This is a genomic window from Streptomyces sp. NPDC127092, assembly GCF_042722475.1.
In the GTDB taxonomy this organism is placed as follows: Bacteria; Actinomycetota; Actinomycetes; order Streptomycetales; family Streptomycetaceae; genus Streptomyces.
The window spans coordinates 76,724-98,521 of sequence record NZ_JBHXFE010000002.1 but is presented as its reverse complement, the minus strand read 5'-3'; the positions used below and the strand labels follow the sequence as shown (position 1 = coordinate 98,521).

General features: G+C 73.4%; 19 protein-coding genes. 9 read left to right on the top strand and 10 right to left on the bottom strand.

The genetic code is table 11. The features are described from left to right. Positions 1-3: 3 nt before the first annotated feature. Positions 4-1,194: a cytochrome P450 gene (locus ACFWJO_RS02060; RefSeq protein ID WP_386862906.1), complete on the bottom strand. Its 1,191-nt coding sequence runs from the start codon at positions 1,192-1,194 to the stop codon at positions 4-6. A gap of 269 nt (positions 1,195-1,463) precedes the next feature. Between ACFWJO_RS02060 and ACFWJO_RS02055 the strand changes: the two genes are divergently transcribed. Continuing rightward, positions 1,464-2,597 (top strand): ATP-grasp domain-containing protein, encoded by a 1,134-nt coding sequence (locus tag ACFWJO_RS02055; protein ID WP_386862905.1) that lies wholly within the window; start codon positions 1,464-1,466, stop codon positions 2,595-2,597. A gap of 6 nt (positions 2,598-2,603) precedes the next feature. On the opposite strand, the gene ACFWJO_RS02050 is transcribed toward ACFWJO_RS02055, so the two are convergent. Then, a complete protein-coding gene (locus ACFWJO_RS02050; RefSeq protein WP_386862904.1) occupies positions 2,604-3,080 on the bottom strand; it encodes an iron chaperone in 477 nt (158 codons plus the stop codon). A 164-nt stretch (positions 3,081-3,244) separates the two neighbouring features. Further along, positions 3,245-3,913: a class I SAM-dependent methyltransferase gene (locus tag ACFWJO_RS02045; protein ID WP_386863092.1), complete on the bottom strand. Its 669-nt coding sequence runs from the start codon at positions 3,911-3,913 to the stop codon at positions 3,245-3,247. Between the two features lie 342 nt (positions 3,914-4,255). On the opposite strand from ACFWJO_RS02045, the gene ACFWJO_RS02040 reads away from it, so the two are divergent. Further along, on the top strand, positions 4,256-5,338 hold the full coding sequence (locus tag ACFWJO_RS02040) for a chitinase (protein ID WP_386862903.1): 1,083 nt from the start codon (positions 4,256-4,258) through the stop codon (positions 5,336-5,338). A 47-nt stretch (positions 5,339-5,385) separates the two neighbouring features. On the opposite strand, the gene ACFWJO_RS02035 is transcribed toward ACFWJO_RS02040, so the two are convergent. Together ACFWJO_RS02035 and ACFWJO_RS02030 are read right to left on the bottom strand one after the other, a co-directional pair. Beyond that, positions 5,386-6,993 (bottom strand): mucoidy inhibitor MuiA family protein, encoded by a 1,608-nt coding sequence (locus tag ACFWJO_RS02035; RefSeq protein WP_386862902.1) that lies wholly within the window; start codon positions 6,991-6,993, stop codon positions 5,386-5,388. 7 nt (positions 6,994-7,000) lie between these two features. Beyond that, positions 7,001-9,205 carry a DUF4139 domain-containing protein gene (locus ACFWJO_RS02030; RefSeq protein WP_386862901.1) on the bottom strand — a complete coding sequence of 735 codons (2,205 nt, stop codon included), beginning with the start codon at positions 9,203-9,205 and terminating at the stop codon, positions 7,001-7,003. Positions 9,206-9,411: 206 nt separating this feature from the next. Here ACFWJO_RS02030 and ACFWJO_RS02025 point away from each other — a divergent pair, with 206 nt between their 5' ends. Beyond that, positions 9,412-9,819, top strand: a complete 408-nt coding sequence (locus tag ACFWJO_RS02025) for a YciI family protein (protein WP_386862900.1) — start codon at positions 9,412-9,414, stop codon at positions 9,817-9,819. Between the two features lie 8 nt (positions 9,820-9,827). Continuing rightward, positions 9,828-10,973: an RNA polymerase sigma factor gene (locus ACFWJO_RS02020; RefSeq protein ID WP_386863091.1), complete on the top strand. Its 1,146-nt coding sequence runs from the start codon at positions 9,828-9,830 to the stop codon at positions 10,971-10,973. A 5-nt stretch (positions 10,974-10,978) separates the two neighbouring features. Here ACFWJO_RS02020 and ACFWJO_RS02015 read toward each other — a convergent pair whose 3' ends face one another. After that, positions 10,979-11,593, bottom strand: a complete 615-nt coding sequence (locus ACFWJO_RS02015) for a hypothetical protein (RefSeq protein WP_386862899.1) — start codon at positions 11,591-11,593, stop codon at positions 10,979-10,981. Between the two features lie 326 nt (positions 11,594-11,919). Here ACFWJO_RS02015 and ACFWJO_RS02010 point away from each other — a divergent pair, with 326 nt between their 5' ends. Then, complete coding sequence (locus tag ACFWJO_RS02010) at positions 11,920-12,255, top strand: DUF6223 family protein (RefSeq protein ID WP_386862898.1); 336 nt, start codon at positions 11,920-11,922, stop codon at positions 12,253-12,255. A gap of 71 nt (positions 12,256-12,326) precedes the next feature. Here the strand turns inward: ACFWJO_RS02010 and ACFWJO_RS02005 are convergent, their stop codons facing one another. From ACFWJO_RS02005 to ACFWJO_RS01995, 3 genes are all read right to left on the bottom strand, one after another. After that, positions 12,327-13,226: an oxidoreductase gene (locus ACFWJO_RS02005; protein WP_386862897.1), complete on the bottom strand. Its 900-nt coding sequence runs from the start codon at positions 13,224-13,226 to the stop codon at positions 12,327-12,329. A 148-nt stretch (positions 13,227-13,374) separates the two neighbouring features. Then, positions 13,375-13,659, bottom strand: coding sequence for a hypothetical protein (locus ACFWJO_RS02000; protein ID WP_384412954.1), 285 nt, complete (start codon positions 13,657-13,659; stop codon positions 13,375-13,377). Next, positions 13,656-13,982 (bottom strand): hypothetical protein, encoded by a 327-nt coding sequence (locus ACFWJO_RS01995; protein ID WP_386862896.1) that lies wholly within the window; start codon positions 13,980-13,982, stop codon positions 13,656-13,658. The genes ACFWJO_RS02000 and ACFWJO_RS01995 overlap by 4 nt, the downstream gene beginning before the upstream one ends. Before the next feature lie 649 nt (positions 13,983-14,631). Here ACFWJO_RS01995 and ACFWJO_RS01990 point away from each other — a divergent pair. Together ACFWJO_RS01990 and ACFWJO_RS01985 are read left to right on the top strand one after the other, a co-directional pair. Next, positions 14,632-15,309 carry a macro domain-containing protein gene (locus ACFWJO_RS01990; protein WP_386862895.1) on the top strand — a complete coding sequence of 226 codons (678 nt, stop codon included), beginning with the start codon at positions 14,632-14,634 and terminating at the stop codon, positions 15,307-15,309. A gap of 76 nt (positions 15,310-15,385) precedes the next feature. Beyond that, positions 15,386-17,005 (top strand): ADP-ribosyltransferase domain-containing protein, encoded by a 1,620-nt coding sequence (locus ACFWJO_RS01985; protein WP_386862894.1) that lies wholly within the window; start codon positions 15,386-15,388, stop codon positions 17,003-17,005. Positions 17,006-17,077: 72 nt separating this feature from the next. Here the strand turns inward: ACFWJO_RS01985 and ACFWJO_RS01980 are convergent, their stop codons facing one another. Further along, positions 17,078-17,605 carry an NUDIX hydrolase family protein gene (locus ACFWJO_RS01980; RefSeq protein ID WP_386863090.1) on the bottom strand — a complete coding sequence of 176 codons (528 nt, stop codon included), beginning with the start codon at positions 17,603-17,605 and terminating at the stop codon, positions 17,078-17,080. Positions 17,606-17,889: 284 nt separating this feature from the next. Between ACFWJO_RS01980 and ACFWJO_RS01975 the strand changes: the two genes are divergently transcribed. Further along, positions 17,890-19,314 (top strand): tetratricopeptide repeat protein, encoded by a 1,425-nt coding sequence (locus ACFWJO_RS01975; protein ID WP_386862893.1) that lies wholly within the window; start codon positions 17,890-17,892, stop codon positions 19,312-19,314. A 133-nt stretch (positions 19,315-19,447) separates the two neighbouring features. After that, the gene (gene katG, locus ACFWJO_RS01970) at positions 19,448-21,637 is read left to right on the top strand and encodes a catalase/peroxidase HPI (RefSeq protein ID WP_386862892.1); all 2,190 of its coding nucleotides are present in this window, start codon (positions 19,448-19,450) and stop codon (positions 21,635-21,637) included. The last annotated feature ends 161 nt before the right edge of the window (positions 21,638-21,798 follow it).

Here is a 21,798-nt window from a genome sequence, read left to right as displayed (position 1 = left end):
CCCTCACCATGCCACGGGGAGTTCGAGCATCCCCTGGATCGTGTCCCCGGGCTTGAACGGGATCTCCTCGGCGGGTGCCGCGAGCCGCAGCCCCGGCAGCCTGCGCAGCAGCGTCCCGAGCGCGATCTCCAGCTCCGCGCGGGCCAGGTTCTGCCCCAGGCACTGGTGGATCCCGTAGCCGAACGCCAGGTGGTGCCGCGCCGAGCGCACCCAGTCCAGGCTGTCCGGATCGGCGTAGGTCCCCGCGTCACGGTTGATCAGGGAGGTCGAGAACACCACGCCCTCGCCCGCCCGGATCACCACCCCGCCGACCTCGACGTCCTCGCGCGCGACCCGCAGCATCCCGTCCGCGATCGACAGGAACCGCAGCAGCTCCTCCACCGCCTCCGGCAGGATTCCCGGATCGGCGCGCAGCTCCGCGAGGCGCTCGGGATGACGGAGCAGCGTGTAGGTGCCGAGCGAGATCATGTTCGCCGTGGTCTCGTGCCCCGCGATCAGCAGGATGCTCGCCAGCTGCACCAGCTCCTCGCGGTCGGGCCTCCCGTCCCGCAGCTGCCGGGCGACGAGGTCGTCGAGCACGCCCTCGCCCTGTCCGCCGCGCTTGCCGTCGATCAGGTCGCCGAGATAGCCCTCGAGCCGCGCCAGCGCGTCCTCGGTGTCCTCGCTCGTCGGCCCGCGCAGCAGCCGCCGGGACTGCTCCTCGAAGAAGTCGTGGTCCTCGTACGGCACGCCGAGGAGGTCGCAGATGACGATCGAGGGCACGGGCAGCGCGAACGCGCTCACCAGCTCGGCCGGTGGTCCCGCCGCCTCCATGTCGTCGACGAGCCGGTCCACGGTCGCCTGGATGCGCGGCCGCAGACCCTCGATGCGCTTGACGGTGAAGCTCGGGATCAGCATCCGCCGCTGGGTGTTGTGCTCGGGGTCGTCCCATCCCAGCAGCGCGGCCCGGCGCCGCCTGCGCACGCCGGCGGCGCGCTCCGTCGGGATCGGGAAGGCGGGATGGGTGGAGTCGGTGGAGAGCCGCTGGTCCGCGAGGAGCGCACGGGCGGCCTGGTGGCCGGAGACGAACCACACCTGCCGTCCGTCCCACAGGGTCACACGGGACAACGGGCGTTCGTCGCGGAGCGGGTCGTAGGCGGTGGGCGGGTGGTAGGGGCACGTTCGGTTCTGGGGGAAGGCCACGACTTCGGTCATGGGGGGCCTCGCAGACGGCGGTGGTCGGTCGTCGGTCACGGGCCGGCTGTCACCGGTCACGGGTCGGCCGTTCGTCGGTCTCGGTCTCGGTCGGTCGTCGGTAGTCGGTAGTCGGTCGCCGGGTTCCGAAGACGGCTGACCCCTCCACTACATGCCTCAGGCATCTATCCGGTCTACACGTAGTTCGGCCAAACCACCGGAACGGGTAACTCCGTCGGAGGGACGGAAACCGGTTTCGGCCAGGACGCCGCCGCCCTACGCTTCGGCCCATGTCGGAGCCTCTCACCCAGCCCCTCGCCGATCCCCTGTCGCAGTCCCTCGCCCAGCCCCTCTCGCAGCCCCGGCCGGAGTCCCTCGCGCGACCCCGCTCGGACGGGCGGACGATGCTCGTCTTCCCGTCAGACCCCCTGCGCCCGCGCCGCCCCGACCCGCACTACGCGGAAGAGGCGCGGCAGGCCGAGAACCTCGGCGGCGGGTACGCGGTCGTCGACCACGACGCGCTGCTCGCCGGAGACGCGCGGGAGGCGGTACGGCGGGTCCCGGCCGGACCGGAACCGCTCTGGTACCGGGGCTGGATGATGCCCCGGACGGCGTACGCGGCGATGGAGGCGGCGCTCGCCGAGCGCGGCCGCACGCTGCTCACTCCGTCCCGTGACTACGCCCGCGCCCATGAGCTGCCCGGCTGGTACGCGACCTTCGCCGGCCTCACCCCGCCGAGCACCTGGATCCCGGGCACGGGGATGCCGCAGGACGCGGCACTCGCGGCGGCGGCCGCCGGACTCGGCGGCCGCGGCCCGGCCGTGGTCAAGGACTACGTGAAGTCCCGCAAGCACGAATGGGCGCAGGCCTGTTTCGTGCCCGACCTCGCCGACGCGGCCGGTCTGCGACGGGTGGTCGGGCGGTTCGTCGAGCTGCAGGGTGAGTTCCTGGCGGGCGGGGTGGTGCTGCGCCGCTTCGAGCGGTACGTGCGCGACGCCGACGGCCGCGCCGAGGAGGCCCGGGTCTGGTGGCTCGACGGACGGCCGGTCTTCGTCGGCTCGCACCCGGACACGCCACTGGTCCGCCCCGCCCCCGACCTGTCGGCCGTACGACCGCTGGTCCGTGCACTCGGCTGCCGCTTCGTCACCACCGACCTGGCCCGCCTCGCCGGCACCGGCGCCTGGCAGGTCGTGGAGGTCGGCGACGGGCAGGTCAGCGACCTGCCGCGAGGCGCGGAGGCGACGAGCCTGTTCGCCGCCCTGCTGGGCAGCGGCGCCGAAGCCGGCGCCAAGGCCGGCGCCGAGGTCCCCACCGCGGCCGGCAGCGAAGCCGGCACCGCGGCCGGCACGGGCTTCGACCCCGGGGGCCAGGGTCCGGTCCTGGGCAGTGACCCCGATCGGGGCGGCGGCGCGCCGGTGGCGTGATCAGGGTCAGTTCGCCGCGGTCTTGAGGAGCGTGGCGATCCGCTCCTCGACGGCCGGGCCGAGGCCGGTGAGGGCGAACTCGGTCGGCCACATGACGCCGTCGTCCAGGCCGGCGACGTCGCTGAAGCCCAGGGTGGCGTACCGGGCCTTGAACTTCGACGCCGGCTTGAAGAAGCACAGCACCTTGCCGTCCTTGGCGTAGGCGGGCATGCCGTACCAGAGTCTCGGCGCGAGCTCCGGCGTGGTGGCCTTGACCAGGGCGTGGACCTTCTCGCCGAGGACGCGGTCCGCCTCCGGCATCTCGGCGATCTTGGCGACGACCTCGGCCTCCGCCGCGGCCGCCTTGTCCGCGGCCGAACCGGCGCGCGAGGCCGCCCGCACCTCCTTGGCGCGGGCCTTCATGGCGCTGCGCTCCTCGGCGGTGAACCCGTCGGCCTCGGCGTCGGTCGTCCTGGTGCTGCGGGTGGTCTTCTTCGCGGTCATGGCTGAACTACTCCTTGTGCGCCGGCTGTTCGAGCTCTTGCTGACTGATCTCCATGCTAGGGAGGACATGCGGCCGGAGGCTTCTCCGAAACTGATCGGATTCGGAGGACCAGGGGCCAGGGACCGGGGATCCGCATCCGGGCCCGGATCCAGGAGCGGGCGGGTCAGTCGGGGAGGCGTACCGCCGTACCGAGGATGTGGGTCGCGGCCGGCGAGGGGACGCGGGTCTCGGGGAACGGAAAGGTGTCGATCGAGGCGAGGGAGAAGCCCGCGGACGTGATCGCCGCGCGCGTGTCGCGTCCGGTGTGGCAGCCGCCCGCCAGCAGGGGCCAGACCGTGGCGTCGAGGACGCGCTGGACGCGGCGCATGCCGGGCGACTCGGCCCGCACGTGCTCGAAGAAGCGGAGCTCCCCGCCGGGCCGCAGCACGCGACGGAGCTCGGAGAGCGCGGCACCCGGATCGGTCACCGAGCACAGGGTGAGGCAGACGACCGCCGCGTCGTACGAGGCGTCCGGCGCGGCCAGCTCCTCGGCGATCCCGGCGGTGACCTCCACCGGGACCGGTGCCGTACGGGCGGCCTCGCGGGCCAGCGCGCGGAGCCGGGGTTCCGGCTCGACGGCGAGCACCCGCCGTACGCCGGGCGGATAGTGGCCGAAGTTCAGCCCGTTCCCGGCCCCGACCTCGACGACGTCACCCGTGAGTCCGGCCAGCAGCCGTCGACGGTGCTCGGCGGCCCCGGCCCTGTCGAGGGCGGGCCCGGCGACCTTGGCGTAGAACCGCGCGAAGACCGGATGCGACCGGGCCCCGGCGAACCCGCTGCTCGGTCCGGTCATGATCTCCGCCTTCCTCGGCCTCACGCCGCCCTCCTCGGCCTCACGCCTCACACCTCACGATAGGGCGCGACGGATGGGTTCGCGGCATGGCTGACGCAGCACACGCCGACTGGCGAGGCGATCGGTCACGAGCTGGACCGGCTCGTCCGCACGGACTGACGGGGCGGACGTCCTGAGCGCGGCCGGGCGGCCGTGTCGTCAACTGCGCCTCGGCTCCGTGGTGTTGACGCTTGGTCTGGACCAATCTACGGTCGAGGTTGACGGGGTCGGACCAGACGCCCCGCCTCCGGCCCCGCGCTCGCCCATGCTCAGGACCATCCCCCCACGTCCCAAGGAGCACGCATGCCAGGTCATCGGATCGCCCACGCCCTCGGAGCGGGACTCGCCGGCCTGCTCGCCGCCGTCACCGCCCTCACGGCCCCCGCCGCCGCTGCCGGCAGCGGCGCCCAGCCCGCCGGGACCGTCGCGGAGACCTGTGCCCTCAAGCCCAGGCCCGCCGGAAAGGTGCTCCAGGGCTACTGGGAGAACTGGGACGGCGCCGCCAACGGCGTCCACCCGCCCTTCGGCTGGGCCCCCATCGACGACCCGCGCTTCGCCGCCCACGGCTACAACGTCATCAACGCCGCCTTCCCCGTCATCCGCTCCGACGGCACGGTGCTCTGGGAGGACGGCATGGACAGCACCGTCCGCGTCCCCACCCCCACGGAGATGTGCCGCGCCAAGGCGGCCGGAGCCACCGTCCTCCTGTCCATCGGCGGCGCCGCCGCCGGCATCGACCTCAGCTCCCGGGCCGTCGCCGACCGCTTCATCGAGACGGTCGTGCCGATCCTGAAGACGTACAACTTCGACGGCATCGACATCGACATCGAGACCGGCCTCGTCGGCAGCGGCAGCATCGGCACCCTGTCCGCCTCGCAGGCGAACCTCGTGCACATCATCGACGGCGTCCTCGCCCGCATGCCCGCCGGCTTCGGCCTGACGATGGCCCCGGAGACGGCGTACGTCACCGGCGGCAGCGTCGCCTACGGCTCGATCTGGGGCGCCTACCTCCCGATCGTCAAGAAGTACGCCGACAACGGCCGCCTGTGGTGGCTCAACATGCAGTACTACAACGGCAGCATGTACGGCTGCTCCGGCGACTCCTACTCCGCCGGCACCGTCACCGGCTTCGTCGCCCAGACCGACTGCCTCAACCGCGGCCTGGTCGTCCAGGGCACCACGATCCGCGTCCCGTACGACAAGCAGGTACCCGGCCTCCCCGCCCAGCCCGGCGCGGGCGGCGGCTACATGGCCCCGTCAGCCGTGGCCCAGGCCTGGACCCACTACGCCGGCGCCCTCAAGGGCCTGATGACCTGGTCCGCCAACTGGGACGGCTCGAAGAACTGGACCTTCGGCGACAACGTCAAGGCCCTCCAGGGCCGTTGACCTTCCGTGGCGGGCGACGGCGAGCCGCCGGCGCCCGCCCGTCGCGTTCAGATGCCGACCACCGAGCCCTTCGCGGAAACCTCGTAGACCAGCGTGACCGTGCGCCGGCCACCCGGCGGAAGCGCCACGTCCCAGCGGACGATGCCGTCCGCGTCGAGGACGTCGGGCGCGGGGGAGGAGGCCTCCTTGCGGAGCCGTACCTGCACCGCCGACACCTCCGAGACGGGTATCCGCTCCCGGACGACGACCACGCGCTCGCCCTGCTCGCCGGGAGCGGAGAAGCGCGACAGATGGAGCCGGACGGTGCGGGTGACCACGGTCCGCTGGGCGAGCCCCGTGGTGTCGCGGGCCTCCTCGGTCCCGCGGACCACCCGGAGGTCGTCCCGGCTGCCGAAGGCCAGCTCGACGGGCGCGCCCGGAGCCGTGAAGTCCAGCGTGCCGCGTCCGACGAAGCCGCCGCCGCGGATCAGGTCCACCGGCCCCGCGAGCAGCGCGTGCCCGGACCGGTTGTCGAACCGCGCCACCTGCGTGACCAGCGGCGACAGCTCGGGCGAGCACGCGTACTCGCTGCGCACCGAGGTGGTGAACGCCGACAGCGGCACCCGGTGCGCGCGGCCGTCACCGGGGACGCGTACCGGCACCGGAGCGGTCAGCACCCGCGCCTCGCCGCCGTCGTCCACGCCCGGCAGCCCGAGCACGGGCAGCGGACCGAGCGCGGAGGTCTTCTCCTCGCGCAGCTCGACCGCGATCGTCCGGCGCTCCTCCGCAGTGCGGTCCTTGAGCGTCAGCCGGTCCTCGGCCAGCCGCGGCGGATCGGTGGCCAGCGACGACCTGGCGGTCGACAGCGTGAGCCGTGCGTCCGACCAGTCCTCGCCGGTGCGCTGCCACACCACGGCCTCGGTCTCCAGCGTCAGCGAGCCCCCGTCGAGCACGGCACGGTAGGCGGGCCGCCACAGCGCGCACGGGGTGAGATGCCCGAGACGCAGCCGCGCCGGACCGGCGACGGCGGACTCCACCGTCAGCTCGATATGGCCGACCAGCTCGGCGGGCTCCTCCTCCGACCCGCACAAGGCCTGCTCGGTCTCGGCGAGTTCCGTGCCGAGCGTCGCCAGCCGGGCCTCCAGGGCCCGCAGTTCCTCGCCGTACGTGTCGCGTTCCGCGTCCACCCGGTCGAGTTCGCGGGCCCAGCGCGACGTGTCGGTCTCACCCGTCCCGGCGCCCTCGCCGATCTCCCGCAGCAGGTCGGCGGCGAGCCGGCCGAGCAGGTCGAGCCGGGTCTTCAGCCGGTCCCGGCGCCGCTCCCCGTCGGAGCGCTCCTCCTCCAGGGCGTGGACGCGTGCGCGCAGCGCGGAGTCGTCGGCGGAAGGACCGGGCGTGGACGGCTGCCGGCTGCGGACGATCCGCACGTCCAGCACGCTCACCGGATGATCCGCCGTCAGCTCGGTGTGCAGCGTGCGGTCGACGGCCAGCGCGCTGACCGGCCCGAGCCGCAGCCGCCGTACGCCCGCCTCCAGGTCGAGCACGGCGGTGCGCTCGACGTGGGCCCGGTCCTCCAGACAGGTGACGGAGGTGACGGGAAGCGCGACCGGAGGGGACGCCGGTGGCTCGGAGACCGCGTCGGCCGGGGCCGGAGTGTTCTTCGGGGCCGTGGTCATGGGTGTGTCAGCTCCTGCGGTTGCCGTCGACCAGGGCCTTGCCGGCCGGGATGCGGATCTCGTAGCCGCCGTCGAGGACGGCGGTGCCGCCGGCGGGCAGCGCGACCCGCCAGACGCGGGTGCCGGCGGCGTGGTGCTCCGCCCCCTCCGGCCCCTCCTGCCCCGGGGAACCCGGCGGCTCCTGCGGCCGTCCGGAGTCGTCCTTCCTGCCGGCACCGGCACCGGCACCGTCCTCCGGAGCCGTCCAGTCGGCCCGCTCCTCGATCCTGACGTCCGCCTCGGAGGTGACCGGCACCCGCTCGCGCACCTCGACGGTGACGGGCCGGGCCAGCGTGTTAACCAGCTCGACGTGGACCCGGTGGTCCAGCACGGTCGTGCCGCCGCGCAGACCCGCCGTCGACTCGTGCAGGTTCGTGCGCCGGGTGACCCGGATGCCCTCGGCCGGTCCGAGCCCCACGCGCCGTACCGCGCCCGGGGCGAGCGTCGGCAGCCCGGCGGTCAGCAGGAACTCGCCGTCGACGGTGACCTCCACGGGACCTGCGAGCAGCGCCTGACCGGACGTGTTGGACAGCACGAGCGTCGCGTAGACGGTCTGCTCCACGGACGGCACGGTCAGGTACTCGGTGCGCAGACCGACGGCGACCTCGCCGACGGTGACGGTGTGCCAGGTGCCGTCCGACGGGATGTCGGCGCGGGCGGCCGCGTCGAAGCGGTGGTCGAAGGAACCGGCCGACTCCCGTGGCCGCACGGCATGCCGGGGCAGCGGCAGCGCGCCGACCGTCTCGGCACGGCGCCAGTGCTGCTCCGCCACCACGTCGGAGGAGGCGCCGGGGAACAGCCGTCCCCGGCGCTCGCCCTTCTCGTCCGGGCCGCACAGCACGAGGGCGGTGTAGTCGAGTTCGTCACCGCTCGGCCGAGGCGGACCGGACACCGGCTCCGCGGGCGCGGACCGCGCGGCCTCCGCTCCTGCCAGGACCGACCCTCCCGTCGGAGGCGGCGGCGGTGGCCCGGCCATGCCGGGGGCGGCGGGCATCATCGGCGCGGGCGCGGGGGCGAACGCCGGTGCGGAAGCGGGTGCCGCCGCCCGGCCGCGCGGCGCACCGCGTACGACCTCGGGCGCCGCGCCGTACGCCGCCCCGGGAGCCTGCGGTACCGGCGCCGGCGCCGGCATCGACGGCGGAGGCAGCGGAGGGGACGGTACGGGAGCGGGGGAGGGCCCGACGGCCCTCGGTCCCGCCGCCGCGGCGGACCCGGCGGCCGTACGCGGCCGGCGCAGCCGCCCGGCCTGGGCGTCGTACGAGGTGAACAGATCGGCGAGCCCCGGTGGAGGCTCGCGCCAGCCCGCAGGCGCGGGCGCGGGCTGACTCCGCCCGATCCGGAGCGAGCCGAGGCGCGGCAGATCGGTACGGCGGCGCAGATCCGCGGTGGCCAGCGCGACCCGCACCCCGGTCCAGTCCTCACCGGTGCGCTGGGCGACCGAGGCGCGCAGCACCAGCCGGCCGTCGCCGTCCTGCCGACGACAGGACAGGCGGTACGCGGGCACCCAGACCGCGCCGGCCACGCCGTACTCCAGCTCCAGCTCCACGACGTCGCCGTCCTCGCCGGGCGCGCCGTCGAGCGTGACGACCGCGCACACGGTGGTGGCCACGCGCGCGGACGGCCGGGCGGTGGAGGCCCGGCCGAACCTGTCCTCGGCGACGGACAGCTCGTGCTCCAGGTCCCGCAGCGCCAGGTCGAGCTCGGCGAGGCGCGCGTGCAGCCCGGTGAGCCGCTCGTCGACGAACCCGGCGAGTTCCAGCCACGCCTCGACCGGTGTGGTCCGGTGCGGCGGGTCGTCACGCCTGCGCGGCGGCGGCACCGGACGCAGGGCCGCGACCTCGTCGATCAGCGCCAGCTGTCGCTGCCGGCGCGCCCGCGCCGCGGCGCATTCCTCGCGCAGTCGCTCGACCTCGCGCAGCAGCGCGTCCCGGTCGCCGTCGTCGGCCGGCTCGGCCTCCGTCTCGATCCGCGCCTCGGTGACGCGTACGCCCGAACCGCCGAGCACCCGGGCCCGAAGGGAACCCGCGTCCACGGTCCGCGGCAGCCCCGTCACCCGGACCCGCCCGTCCGACGGCACGACGCCCCGTGCCAGTCGCGTGCACAGCGCCCCCTGCGCGTACACCACGACCCCGTCGAGAACCGACTCCCACCTCTGGTCCGCCCCCGCCACCATGCCCCCCTGCGCCGTGCCCGCACTCGTACTCGTACTCGTACTCGTGATGGTCTTCGTGGCCGAAGCCTACGGGCCGGGACCGACAACAAGAACGTCGCGGGAAGAAGTCGAAGGAATTCCGTGCGCCGATGTCGAGAACGCGGGTCCGGCTCCGTCCCCGGGGTGAACGCGACCACAATGGGTCGCACCAGCACGAGGAGAACGCCATGGCCAAGTACCTGCTCCTGAAGCACTACCGCGGCGCCCCGGCCCCGGTCAACGACGTGCCCATGGACCAGTGGACGCCCGAGGAGATCTCGGCGCACATGCAGTACATGCACGACTTCGCCGCCCGGCTCGAGAAGACCGGTGAGTACGTCGACGGGCAGGCGCTCGCACCCGAGGGCACCTTCGTCCGCTACGACGGCGAAGGGCGCCCGCCGGTCACCGACGGCCCGTTCGCCGAGACCAAGGACCTCATCGCCGGCTGGATGGTGATCGACGTCGACAGCTACGAGCGCGCCGTCGAGCTGGCCGGGGAGCTGTCGGCCGCCCCCGGCGCCGGCGGCAGGCCGATCCACGAGTGGCTCGAGCTGCGCCCCTTCCTCTCCGCGCGGCCCACCATCACGGAGTGACCTCCCCGATGAACGAGGCGCTGCTCAGGAGCCTCACGCCCAGCGTGCTCGGGATCCTCGTCCGCCGCGGAGCAGACTTCGCGGCGGCCGAGGACGCCGTCCAGGACGCACTCGTCGAGGCGCTCCGCGTCTGGCAGGCCGAACCGCCACGGGACCCCAAGGGCTGGCTGGTCACCGTCGCATGGCGCAAGTTCCTCGATGCGACCCGCGCCGACACCGCCCGGCGCCGCCGCGAGGACCTCCTCACCGAGGAGCCGGCACCCGGACCCGTGCCCGCCGCGGACGACACGCTCCGGCTCTACTTCCTCTGCGCACACCCGTCCCTGACGCCCTCGTCCGCCGTCGCCCTCACGCTGCGCGCCGTCGGCGGGCTGACCACCCGCCAGATCGCCCAGGCCTACCTGGTGCCCGAGGCCACCATGGCCCAGCGCATCAGCCGCGCCAAACGCACCGTCTCCGGCGTACGGCTGGACACGCCCGGCGACGTGGCCACCGTGCTGCGCGTCCTCTACCTGGTCTTCAACGAGGGCTACTCCGGCGACGTCGACCTCGCCGCCGAGGCCATCCGGCTCACCCGGCAGCTCGCCGCCGCCGTCGACCACCCCGAGGTGTCCGGGCTGCTCGCCCTCATGCTGCTCCACCACGCCCGGCGCGCCACCCGGACCGCGCCCGACGGCAGCCTGGTGCCGCTCGCCGAGCAGGACCGGAGCCGGTGGGACACCGCGTCGATCACCGAGGGCGTCGAGGTCCTGCAGGCGGCCCTGGCCCGCGACCGGCTCGGCGAGTTCCAGTGCCAGGCCGCCATCGCCGCACTCCACGCCGACGCGCCCACCGCCCAGGAGACCGACTGGGTGCAGATCGTCGAGTGGTACGACGAACTCCTCGGCCTGACCGACAGCCCCGTCGTGCGGCTCAATCGCGCGGTGGCCGTCGGCGAGGCGGACGGGCCGCGGGCGGGCCTGGCGGCGCTCGCGGAACTCGACGGCTCGCTGCCCCGGTACGCGGCGGTCGCGGCGTACCTCCACGAGCGCGACGGCGACCTGGCGACGGCGGCCCGGCTCTACGCCGACGCGGCCGGCAAGGCCACCAACCTCGCCGAACGCGACCACCTCACCCGGCAGGCGGCCCGCCTCAACGCCCGTCTCCGGAGCTGACGGAGTCACTCCGAAGCGCCCCCGGTGCCGGTGCGCTGCTTCCGGGGCGCCCAGTCCGCCGCCGGCCAGTGGTACGGGTCGAAGCCGTCCGGAAGTCGGCCGCAGGGGGCGTACGTGCTCAAGACGTAGGTCCCCGTGGGTTCGTACCAGCCCACGTCCACCTTGTCGCCGGTCCCCGGGTGCTCGAACCGGAATCCAGGGTCGGAGAGGTCCTCGCTCGTGAGCTTCCAGCCCTCGCGCTCCAGGCGGCGCCGGGTCCGCTCCTGCGCGGCACGGGCGGTGCCCTCCGCCACGCCGGTGACCCGCCAGGACAGCTCGAAGCTGCGCACGTCGCGGCGCCCCCGGTCGATGTGCGCGAAGGACCGCAGGCCGCGGTTGTAGCAGGTGCCCGTCTCCACACGGGAGTACGGTTCCGCCTCCCCGGGCAGCGCGGCTTCGGCGTACGCCCACTGCGCTTGGGCCTTGAGCCGTGCGGCGACCCGGTCGGGATCGGCCGCGGGGTACGGCGGTCCGTTCCACAGCCTCTCACCGGCGATGCCCGCGCCCACGACGAGCAGGCCGCACAGGAACCACAGGGTCACGCGGGCGGAGGTCGGGCGATCGCCCCGTACGAAGATCATGGCCAGGAGCGTAGGAGCCACGGGCCGAGGCCCGCGTCGGTGCGGATACTCAGATCAGGAATGAGTGCGGGATGCGTGAAGGATGAGTCGCGTACCGGCCTCTCCCGTCGTCCTGCGCGCACCCTGACCGGCCGCCGGCCGAGGCGAATCCCCCTCAGGGAGCAGTGGCGGACTACCGCGGCCGCGGTATCCGCGCCGCACCTGCCACAGCCGCGGCAGCGCGAAGTGTCCGCGCCTGCCGGACGACCGGCGACCGGCCCGGCGGGCACCATCGGCACCAGTCGAGCGCGCCCCGCGCCCGGCGGCCGTACGAGAAGGAGCGCCCCATGGCCACCGACCAGCTGCTCGCCGCGAGCGTCTACACCTTCAGCCTCGGACGCGTCGGTTCCTCCGTGGGCGCGATCATCGGCCTCGCCGGCGTGATCCTCGCGTGGCGTGCCCTGAGGCGCCCGGCCGGCCGTCCCGGCGCCCTGCCCGCCATCGCGGCGGGTGTCGTCGGCCTCGTCCTCGGCGGACTGGTCGCGGCCACCGCCGACGGCGGCCTCGGCACCGGAAACGGCCTGGGCGGCGCCTACGTCGCCCTCCTCGTGGGCCTGCTCGCCACGGTCCTCGGCGGCCGGGCCCTGTCCCGCGCCCGCGCCGCCGCCCGGCGTACGGGCTGAACGGCGTACGACACCAGGGTCTGTCCGGGCGACCCGGCCGTGATCCGCCGGACAGACCCTGAGCCGCCGCGTCAGGAAGCGGCGCCGCCGACCGAGTCGAGCAGCCGGACCTCCTGCTCCGTCAGCCGGATGGCGCCCGCCGCCACGTTGGCGGCGAGGTGGTCCGGGTTGCCCGTCCCGGGGATGGGCAGCACATGGGCGCCCTGGCGCAGGCTCCACGCGAGCCGTACCTGCGCCGGCGAGGCGCCGTGCGCGCCGGCGACGGCGAGGACCTCGTCGTGCTCCGCCTGGACGGCACCGGCCTCGCGCCCCTGTCCGGCGATGGAGAAGAAGGGCACGAACGCGATGCCGTGCTCCGCGCAGGCCGCGAGCATCTCCCGCCCGCTCCGCGAGCCGATCCCGAAGGCGTTCTGCACGCACACCACCGGTGCGATCGCCCGTGCCTGGGCCAGGTGTTCGGGCCGGGCGTTGGAGATGCCGAGGTGCCGGACGAGCCCGGCGTCGCGCAGCTCGGCGAGGGCCCCGAAGTGCTCGCTGACGGAGGACTGGCCCATGATGCGCAGGTTCACCACGTCGAGGTGGTCACGGCCGAGCTGGCGCAGGTTCTCCTCGACCTGTCCGCGCAACTGCTCGGGCCGCGCCGACGCGACCCATTCACCGGACGCGTCGCGGGCCGGTCCGACCTTGGTGGCGATGACGAGGTCGTCCGCGTACGGCGCCAGAGCCGCGTTGATCAGCTCGTTGGCGGAGCGCAGCCGGGAGAAGTAGAAAGCGGCGGTGTCGATGTGGTTCACACCGAGCTCGACGGCGCGGCGCAGGACGGCGATCGACTGACCGCGGTCACGGGGAACGCCTTCGTGAAAGGCGGCGCTGCCGGTGAGGCGCATGGCGCCGAACCCGATCCGGTTGACCGTGAGATCACCGAGGCGCCATGTGCCCGAGGCTGCCGCGGAGACCGTACCCGACGTCATCTGTGCCCTCAGCTCCCCTCGTTGGAGCCTGGAGTATGCGCAGGTGGCGGCCGTGACGGAAAGGCGTGCGGCCGTGGAGGAACGTCACATCAGGGCGGGGAACCCCGAGGCGCCACCGCACGTTCCTCCTTACGGAAGGGCGGTTCGCTCAGGGTCCGGCGACGAGGAAGATGATCTCGACCCGCCCCGGCCTGCCCGGGGCGGGTTCGTGGATGCGGTACAGCAGCGTGATGGTCATGCCGTTGTCGGACGCCGGCGCGGTCGCGACCCGGCGGAGTTCCGCGGACCGTACCGGCTCGGTCCGGGACTCGGCGGGGCGCGGGTCCTCGGCCAGAGCGGCGAGGGCGTCGTGCAGCGCGCGACGCCCACCGGGGGAGAGGCGCGCGATCTCGTGGTAGAGCCTGCGGGGGATCTCGACGGCCCAGCGGGTCACGGGGCGGTGCCCTTGTCGAGCTCGGCGAACAGGTCCTCGACGGTCATGAGCTCCGTCTCGCCGGCCAGCGACGCACGGATCGCCTGCCGCACTTCGGGCCGGGTGCGCAGCGCGACCAGATGCCGCGCCTCGGTGATGACCGCCTCGTGTTCGCGCCCGAAGCGGGCGGCGCCCAGCCGGGCGTCGAAGGCGGCCAGTTCGACGGGATCGATGCCGGCGAGCTCCGCGCGGAGCTCGCCGAGGGTCTGCGGCCCCTGACCGGCCGTGATGCGGTACGGACTGACGTCGGCGGAACCCGGCTCGTGCGGCGGCGACGCGCTCATGCTGTGCCTCCTCGGCTCGTACGGCTTCTACGGTACGGGCGGCAGGCCCCCGCGCGGGAGGGGTCGAGCACCCTCCGCGTCCCCGGACCGGACGCGAGGGGTGACGGCCCACGGTGCGGCCGGCAATTCTCTGCAGTTCCTTTACGTGGAATGCGGGCGTGACACCGGTGAGAATCGGAGCGCAGAAACCACGCGCCTCCCGTCACCCCTGGAGAGTGGTGCTTAGTGTCCGACCTCCGCCGCCGGCGGGGGGCGCTGCCGGACACGTAGCGCCCGACCCGGGGGCTGGGGCCCGGTGCCTGTCGGCCCGGGGGGACGACGGGCGGGAGACGGCGGCGCGCTGGGAACTCGCGGGCCGCAGCCGGTGCGGACAACGCCACGATGTCGCGTTCCCGGCACGCGCCGCGAGTACGGCCGGCGGCGCAATTCCCCCTTGCGCCGCCCGGCCGAGAGGGGGCCCCGGGCGCTTCGGTATCCACGACGCGTGCCCGGGGCCGCCCTCCGGCCCCCGACCGCCCCGCGCCGGCCCGGAACTCGACGGCCCGACCGGCTGACGGCAGGTCATCGCTCCCTTCTCGCAAAGGCGTTGTCAGTGGTCACCACTAGCGTCGGAGGAGTTGGAGAGACCGTTTCCCGGGAGGGGTGGACGATGACTGACAGCCGTATGGGGACCACGCTCAGGGTCGTGCTGACCGACGTCAACGAGGACGTGGTGGAGGCCTGGCGGGCGGCGTTCGCCGACACCCCGGGGATGGAGATCCGCCGCGGCTCGATCCTCGACGAGGACGTCGACGCCTGGGTCACCCCGACCAACTCCCTGGGCCGGATGGACGGCGGGGTCGACGCCGTCATCAAGCGGCACCTCGGGGCGGGCATCCAGCTGCGCGTGCAGCGGGCGATCCGCGACAGGTTCGCCGGGAGGCTCCCGGTCGGCAGCGCGGTCTGCGTCCCGTCCGGGGCGACCACCCCGCGGTACCTGATCTCGACGCCGACGATGGAGCAGTCCTCGCAGAACGTGCGGGACACGCTGAACGTGGCCCTGGCGTGCGCCGCGGCCTTCCAGGCCGTCCACCGGCAGAACCGCCAGGCGCCGGGCAGCATCCGCTCGGTGGCGCTGGTCGGCATGGGCGCCCGGACCGGCCGCGTTCCGGCGCGGGTCTGCGCCAACCTCATGTGGACCGGCTACACGCTCTTCCACGACCACTGGTTCGAGGACGACGACGAGCTGCGCACCACGATCACCGCGCAGCTCGCCGGCATCGAGAGCGCGCCGCCCACGCAGCGGGTGCGCATCGTGCCGCCGAAAGGGCATTCCTTTCGCCGCTGACCCGGCCGGGCCCGGCCTGCCGGCCGCCCATCCCCACCTTCCTCATGCAGATACGACCACCGGGAGCCCTTCCTCCATGACCGACGCCACCACCACGCCGGCCCAGCCCGACCCGAACGACCCGCTGGGCCTCACCGAGCTCTTCACCGGCGGCGGGGAGGCCTGGCTTCCGCTCCTGAAGCCCGTCATCGAGGCACAGCCGGGCGCGGCCGAGTTCATCGGCCAGAACCGCAGCCCCCAGGTCGTCCCCGTCCGGGAGCTGACCTTCCAGGCGCTCAAGCCCAACCCGCCGCACAAGTGGAAGGTCGTCGTCTTCGGCCAGAACCCGTACCCGCGGCCGGAGAGCGCCACCGGCATCGCCATGTTCGACAACACCTTCAACGACTGGAAGGACAGCCAGTTCGGCAGGGTGGTCAGCATCCGCTGCATCATCAAGGCGGCGGCGATGTGGAAGTACGGCATGGCCAGGAAGACGCCGGTCGCCGACGTCCGCGCCCTGCTGAAGGAGCGCGACACGGTCCAGCCGCCCGAGTGGTTCCAGGCGATGCTCACGCAGGGCGTCCTGCTCCTCAACGCCTCGCTCACCGCCAGCGCCGACGGCGCGATGGGCACCGACCGGCACACCCTGTTCTGGCGGCCCGTCGCCGAACGGATCGTCGAGGAGATCCTCAAGGCCAAGCAGGACGCCGACGAGGAGGACCGCGGCGTCGTCTTCGCCTGGTGGGGCGCCCACGCGCGCAACCTGAAGAAGATCGTCCTGCGCCTCCAGCAGAAGTACCCGGACGTCGAGGTCAGGCACATCGACCACGCCAACCCGGCGGCGCAGGGCGACCTCTTCTGCGAAGGCGACCACTTCGCCACCGTCAACGAGGCCCTCGCCTCGCTGGGCGCCGACGAGATCGACTGGCTGCCGAGCAAGGGGTGGAACGAGCAGCGGGCAGGCGGCGCCGACCGCGAGGTCGCGAGCCGCATGGGCGCGTTCATCACGTCGACCATGGAACTGCACCAGCTCTATCTGGAGCGGCTCACCAGCGTCAAGGACGAGGGACTCGTCCTGCCCGCCATCACCGGGGTCTTCGACACCCCGCTGATGCCCTTCGAGGACGCCGTCGCCCCGGTGACCGAGGTGCTGTCCGGACTCGGCCGCCACATCGACCGGTCCCGCGAGTTCGGCAAGCGGCGCGCCGACGAGCCGGCCGCCGCCGGCGGCCTGTCCGCGGACGCCATCGCCGCGCTCTACCTCTACACCTGCGAGTCCGGCTTCTACCGCGACATCAACGCCGTGCTGCGCGCCCCGGACCGCACGAAGGTGCTGCCCTACCTCCCGTACCTGCGCCTGCTCTTCTCGGCGGTCTCGAACCTCCCCGCCCACACCCGGCCCTTGTGGCGCGGCGTCTCGCTGGACCTGCGCAGCCAGTACCCGGTCGGCCGTACGGTCACCTGGTGGGGCGTGTCCTCCTGCACCTCCGAGCCCGACGTGGCCCGCGCCTTCCTCGGCAGCCGCGGCAGGCGGACCCTCTTCGAGGTGACACCGGCGCGCGCCGTCGGCATCCGCAGCTTCTCCGCCTTCACCGGCGAGGAGGAGTACATCCTCGCGCCGGGCACCCAGCTCAAGGTGACGGACGTGAAGACCGAGCGCGGCGGACTGTGCACGGTCAGGCTCACCGAGGTGGAGGAGGCCCGTATGGTCTCCTGACACCGCGGTCGCCGCACCGCGGTGTCCTACACCGCGGTGGCGACTCAGCCGCGAGGGCGGGCGGCGACGCGCTCAGTAGACGTGACCGACATGCGCGAGCGCCTGCTTCAGGAGGACGCCGTGACCGCCCGGCATCTCGTTCTGCAAGGCCGCCGAGGCGGCCTCCTGAGGACTGACCCAGACGAGGTCCAGCGCGTCCTGCCGGGGGCGGCAGTCACCCGTGACCGGCACGATGTACGCGAGGGACACGGCGTGCTGGCGCGGGTCGTGGAAGGGCGTGATGCCCGCCGTGGGAAAGTACTCGGCGACCGTGAACGGCTGGAGCGACGCCGGGATACGGGGCAGGGCGACCGGGCCGAGGTCCTTCTCCAGATGACGCAGCAGCGCGTCGCGCACCCGCTCGTGGTGCATGACCCGGCCGGACACCAGCGTCCGGCTGATCGTTCCGTCAGCGCCGATCCGCAGGAGCAGTCCGATGCTGGTGACTTCGCCGCTGTCGTCCACCCGTACGGGCACGGCCTCGACGTACAGGATCGGCATCTGCCCCCTGGCGGCGTTCAGTTCGTCGACGCTCAGCCAGCCAGGCGTGGTCTCGGTCATGTCAGACATCGCCTGATCATACTTTCCGAGAAGGCCTTTGGCCCGGGTCGTCCGCCTGTCAACCGGGTGACGATCGGGAGACGTGTTCGCCGGACTCGCCGGACCTCCTCGGCCGACAGGTGCCGGCGGCGTCATCCCGCTCTCCACCGGCATCACCTGTTCAGGGACTGTGCCCCGTCGCCTGTTGCTGGCTCCATGGGAGGTGGGCGGTGGGCGTCCGGCGTCGCGGCGCGCCCGTCCCCAGACACCGCTCCCGTAAGGCTCTCGTGACGAGGTGATCAGCGTTGGCGACCGACCGGTACGGTCACGACTTGTACAACGGCACGGCGGAGGCGGCCGGGCACCTGGACCGTGCCGTGGAAGCACTGCTCTTTTTCCGGCCCGAGGTCGCCGCGGCCGTCGACGACCTCCTCGAGGCCGCGCCCGCCGCACCGGTGGCGCAGGCGTTCGCGGCCTATCTGGGCGTGCTGGGCACGGAGCCGGCCGGCGCGGCGGCGGCGCGGCGGCGCTTCGACGCGTTCGCCGCCGGCCTCGACAGGACCGGGCTCGGCCCTCGGGAGCGACTGCACACGGCCGCCGCCGGAAGTCTCCTGGCGGGCGACCTGCGGCGGGGCAGCGCGCTCCTGGAGGAGCTGACCGTCGCCTACCCGCGGGACGCGCTCGCGCTCTTCGTCGGACACCAGCTCGACTTCCTCACCGGTGACGCCCTGCGCCTGCGGGACAGGATCGGCGGCGCACTGTCCGCGTGGGAGGAGGACGACCCCCACCGCGGCCCGCTCCTGGGCATGTACGCCTTCGGCCTGGAGGAGGCCGGGCACTACGCCCACGCCCGGGAGACGGGAGTGGCCGCGGTCGAGCGGAACCGCCACGACGTGTGGGCCATCCACGCCGTCGTGCACACGTACGAGATGCAGGGCCGCTTCGCCGAGGGCATCGCCTATCTCGACGCCCGTACCGGTGACTGGTCCGAGGGCAACTTCCTCACGGTGCACAACTGGTGGCACTACGCGCTCTACGCCCTGGAGGCGGGCCGCACCGACACGGCGCTCGGCATCTACGACGCGGCACTGCACAACGAGGAGTCCCGGGGCCTCGCGATGGAACTCCTCGACGCGGCGGCCATGCTGTGGCGGTTCCATCTCGCGGGTTCCGATCAGACCCGCCGGTGGGAGGCGCTCGCCGACGCCTGGTCCGCACGCGCCGACCCGCCGTTCTACGCGTTCAACGACGTGCACGCGGTGATGTCCTACGTGGGCGCCGGCCGGGTCGCGGAGGCGGAGCGGCTGATCGCCGACCGCCGGCGCTGGCTGGCCGAGCCCGGAGCGGAGACGGTCACCAACCGCGCGATGACCGCGGAGGTCGGCCTGCCGGTGTGCGAGGCACTGGTCGCGCACGTGGCCCAAGACCACGGCACGGTCGTGGCACTGCTGTGGCCGCTGCGCCGGCGGCTCCACGAGATCGGAGGCAGCCACGCCCAGCGGGACGCCCTCCAGAAGACCCTCCTCGACGCGGCCCTGAGGTCGGGGCGGCACGACATGGCACGCGTCCTGATCAGCGAGCGGACCGCGCTGCGGCCGCACAGCCCGTACAACTGGCTGAGCACGGCCCGCCTGGCGGAGGCGCTGGGCGACGCCGCCCGGGCCGCCGCCGCCCGCGACCGGGCCGGCCGGCTGGGCCGGGCCGGAGACCTCGTGTCCGACCGGTTCTGACCGTCCGCCGCGTCACCCGCGGCGGATCCGTACCCCTCGCCCGACGGCGTGTTCTTCTCGCCGTGCGGACCACGGTGCGGAACGATACGGGCGAAAAGCCTGAAAAGAACCGTGCAAGGAAGAAGGGGCGGACGTGTCCGGCAGCGAGAGCGAAAACCCAGCAGTTCCCTCACCCACCCCGACGTCGACCCGCCCCAGGACGAACCGGGACTGGTGGCCCGGCCAACTGGACCTCCAGGTGCTGGAACAGCACGCGGCCGGGCCCAACCCGATGGACCCGGACTTCGACTACGCGGCGGAGTTCGCCACCCTCGACGTCGACGCCCTGAAGCGGGACGTCATCGAGCTGATGACCACGTCGCAGGACTGGTGGCCCGCGGACTACGGTCACTACGGACCGCTGTTCATCCGGATGAGCTGGCACGCCGCCGGCACGTACCGCATCGAGGACGGCCGGGGCGGCGGCGGCAGCGGCGCCCAGCGCTTCGCGCCGCTCAACAGCTGGCCGGACAACGCCAGCCTGGACAAGGCGCGCCGGCTGCTGTGGCCGGTCAAGCAGAAGTACGGCCGCAAGATCTCCTGGGCCGACCTCCTCGTCTTCGCCGGCAACTGCGCCATGGAGTCCATGGGGTTCAGGACCTTCGGCTTCGCCTTCGGGCGCGAGGACATCTGGGAGCCCGAGGAGATCTTCTGGGGCCCCGAGGACACCTGGCTCGGCGACGAGCGCTACAGCGGCGACCGTGAACTCGCCAAGCCGTTCGGCGCCGTGCAGATGGGCCTGATCTACGTCAACCCGGAGGGCCCCAACGGCAACCCGGACCCGCTGGCCGCCGCCCGCGACATCCGGGAGACCTTCGGGCGCATGGCCATGAACGACGAGGAGACCGTCGCCCTCATCGTCGGCGGCCACACCTTCGGCAAGTGCCACGGCGCCGTCGACCCCTCGTACCTCGGCCCCGAACCGGAGGCCGCCCCCCTCGAGCAGCAGGGCCTCGGCTGGCGCAACACCCACGGCAGCGGCAGCGGCGCCGACACCCTCACCAGCGGGCTCGAAGGCGCGTGGACCAACGAGCCGACGAAGTGGGACAACGGCTACCTGGACAACCTCTTCCGGTACGACTGGGAGCTGACCAGCAGTCCCGCCGGCGCACACCAGTGGAAGCCCACCGACCCCGCGGCGCAGGACACCGTGCCGGACGCCCACGACCCGTCGAAGCGGCACGCTCCGATGATGCTGACGACGGACCTCGCACTGCGGCAGGACCCCGTCTACGCGCCGATCTCCCGGCGCTTCCACGAGAACCCGGACCAGCTCGCCGAGGCCTTCGCCAAGGCCTGGTACAAGCTGCTCCACCGCGACATGGGGCCCGTGTCGCGCTACCTCGGACCGTGGGTTCCCGAGCCGCAGCTGTGGCAGGACCCCGTCCCCGCGGTGGATCACGAACTCGTCGCGGACGAGGACATCGCCGCGCTCAAGGACCGGATCCTCGACTCCGGCCTGAGCATTCCGCAGCTGGTCACCACGGCCTGGGCGGCGGCGGCGAGCTTCCGCGGCACCGACAAGCGCGGCGGGGCCAACGGGGCACGGATCCGCCTGGCGCCGCAGAAGGACTGGCAGTCCAACGACCTGCCCGAGGTGGCCGGAACGGTACGGCGACTGGAGGAGATCAAGCAGGACTTCGACGCCGCCCAGACCGGCGGCAAGAAGATCTCGCTCGCCGACCTGATCGTCCTGGGCGGCTGCGCCGCCGTCGAGCGGGCCGCGCGGAACGCCGGCCACGCCGTCACGGTCCCGTTCGCGCCGGGGCGCACCGACGCCTCGCAGGAGCAGACGGACGTGGAGGCGTTCGCCGTGCTCGAACCGCGGGCGGACGGGTTCCGCAACTATCTGCGGGCCGGTGAGAAGCTGTCGCCGGAGACCCTGCTGCTCGACCGCGCGAACCTGCTGACGCTGACCGCGCCCGAGATGACGGTCCTGGTCGGCGGCATGCGCGCGCTGAACGCCGGCTTCCGGGGTTCCTCGCACGGCGTCTTCACCCGGCGTCCGGAGTCGCTGACCACGGACTTCTTCACCAACCTGCTCGACATGGGCACGGAGTGGAAGGCGTCGGAGTCGGAGGAGAACGTCTTCGAAGGACGGGACCGGGCGACGGGCGAGGTGAAGTGGACGGCGACCGCCGTCGACCTCGTCTTCGGCTCGCACTCCCAACTGCGTGCCATCGCCGAGGTCTACGCCGCCGCCGACGCCGACGAGAAGTTCGTGCGCGACTTCGTGGCCGCGTGGAACAAGGTGATGAACCTCGACCGCTTCGACCTGCGCTGAGCGGCCGAGGCGATCCGGCCTCACCGCGACCGTCCGGGGGGGGCACCCCCCCCCCGGGGGGGGGTGGAGGGGGGGTCAGGCCTTGGGTGGGGGGGGGAGGAGGGGGGGGGGGGGTGTTTTGGGGGGGTCGGGGGGACACACAGAAGGGTGGCCGCTGGGTC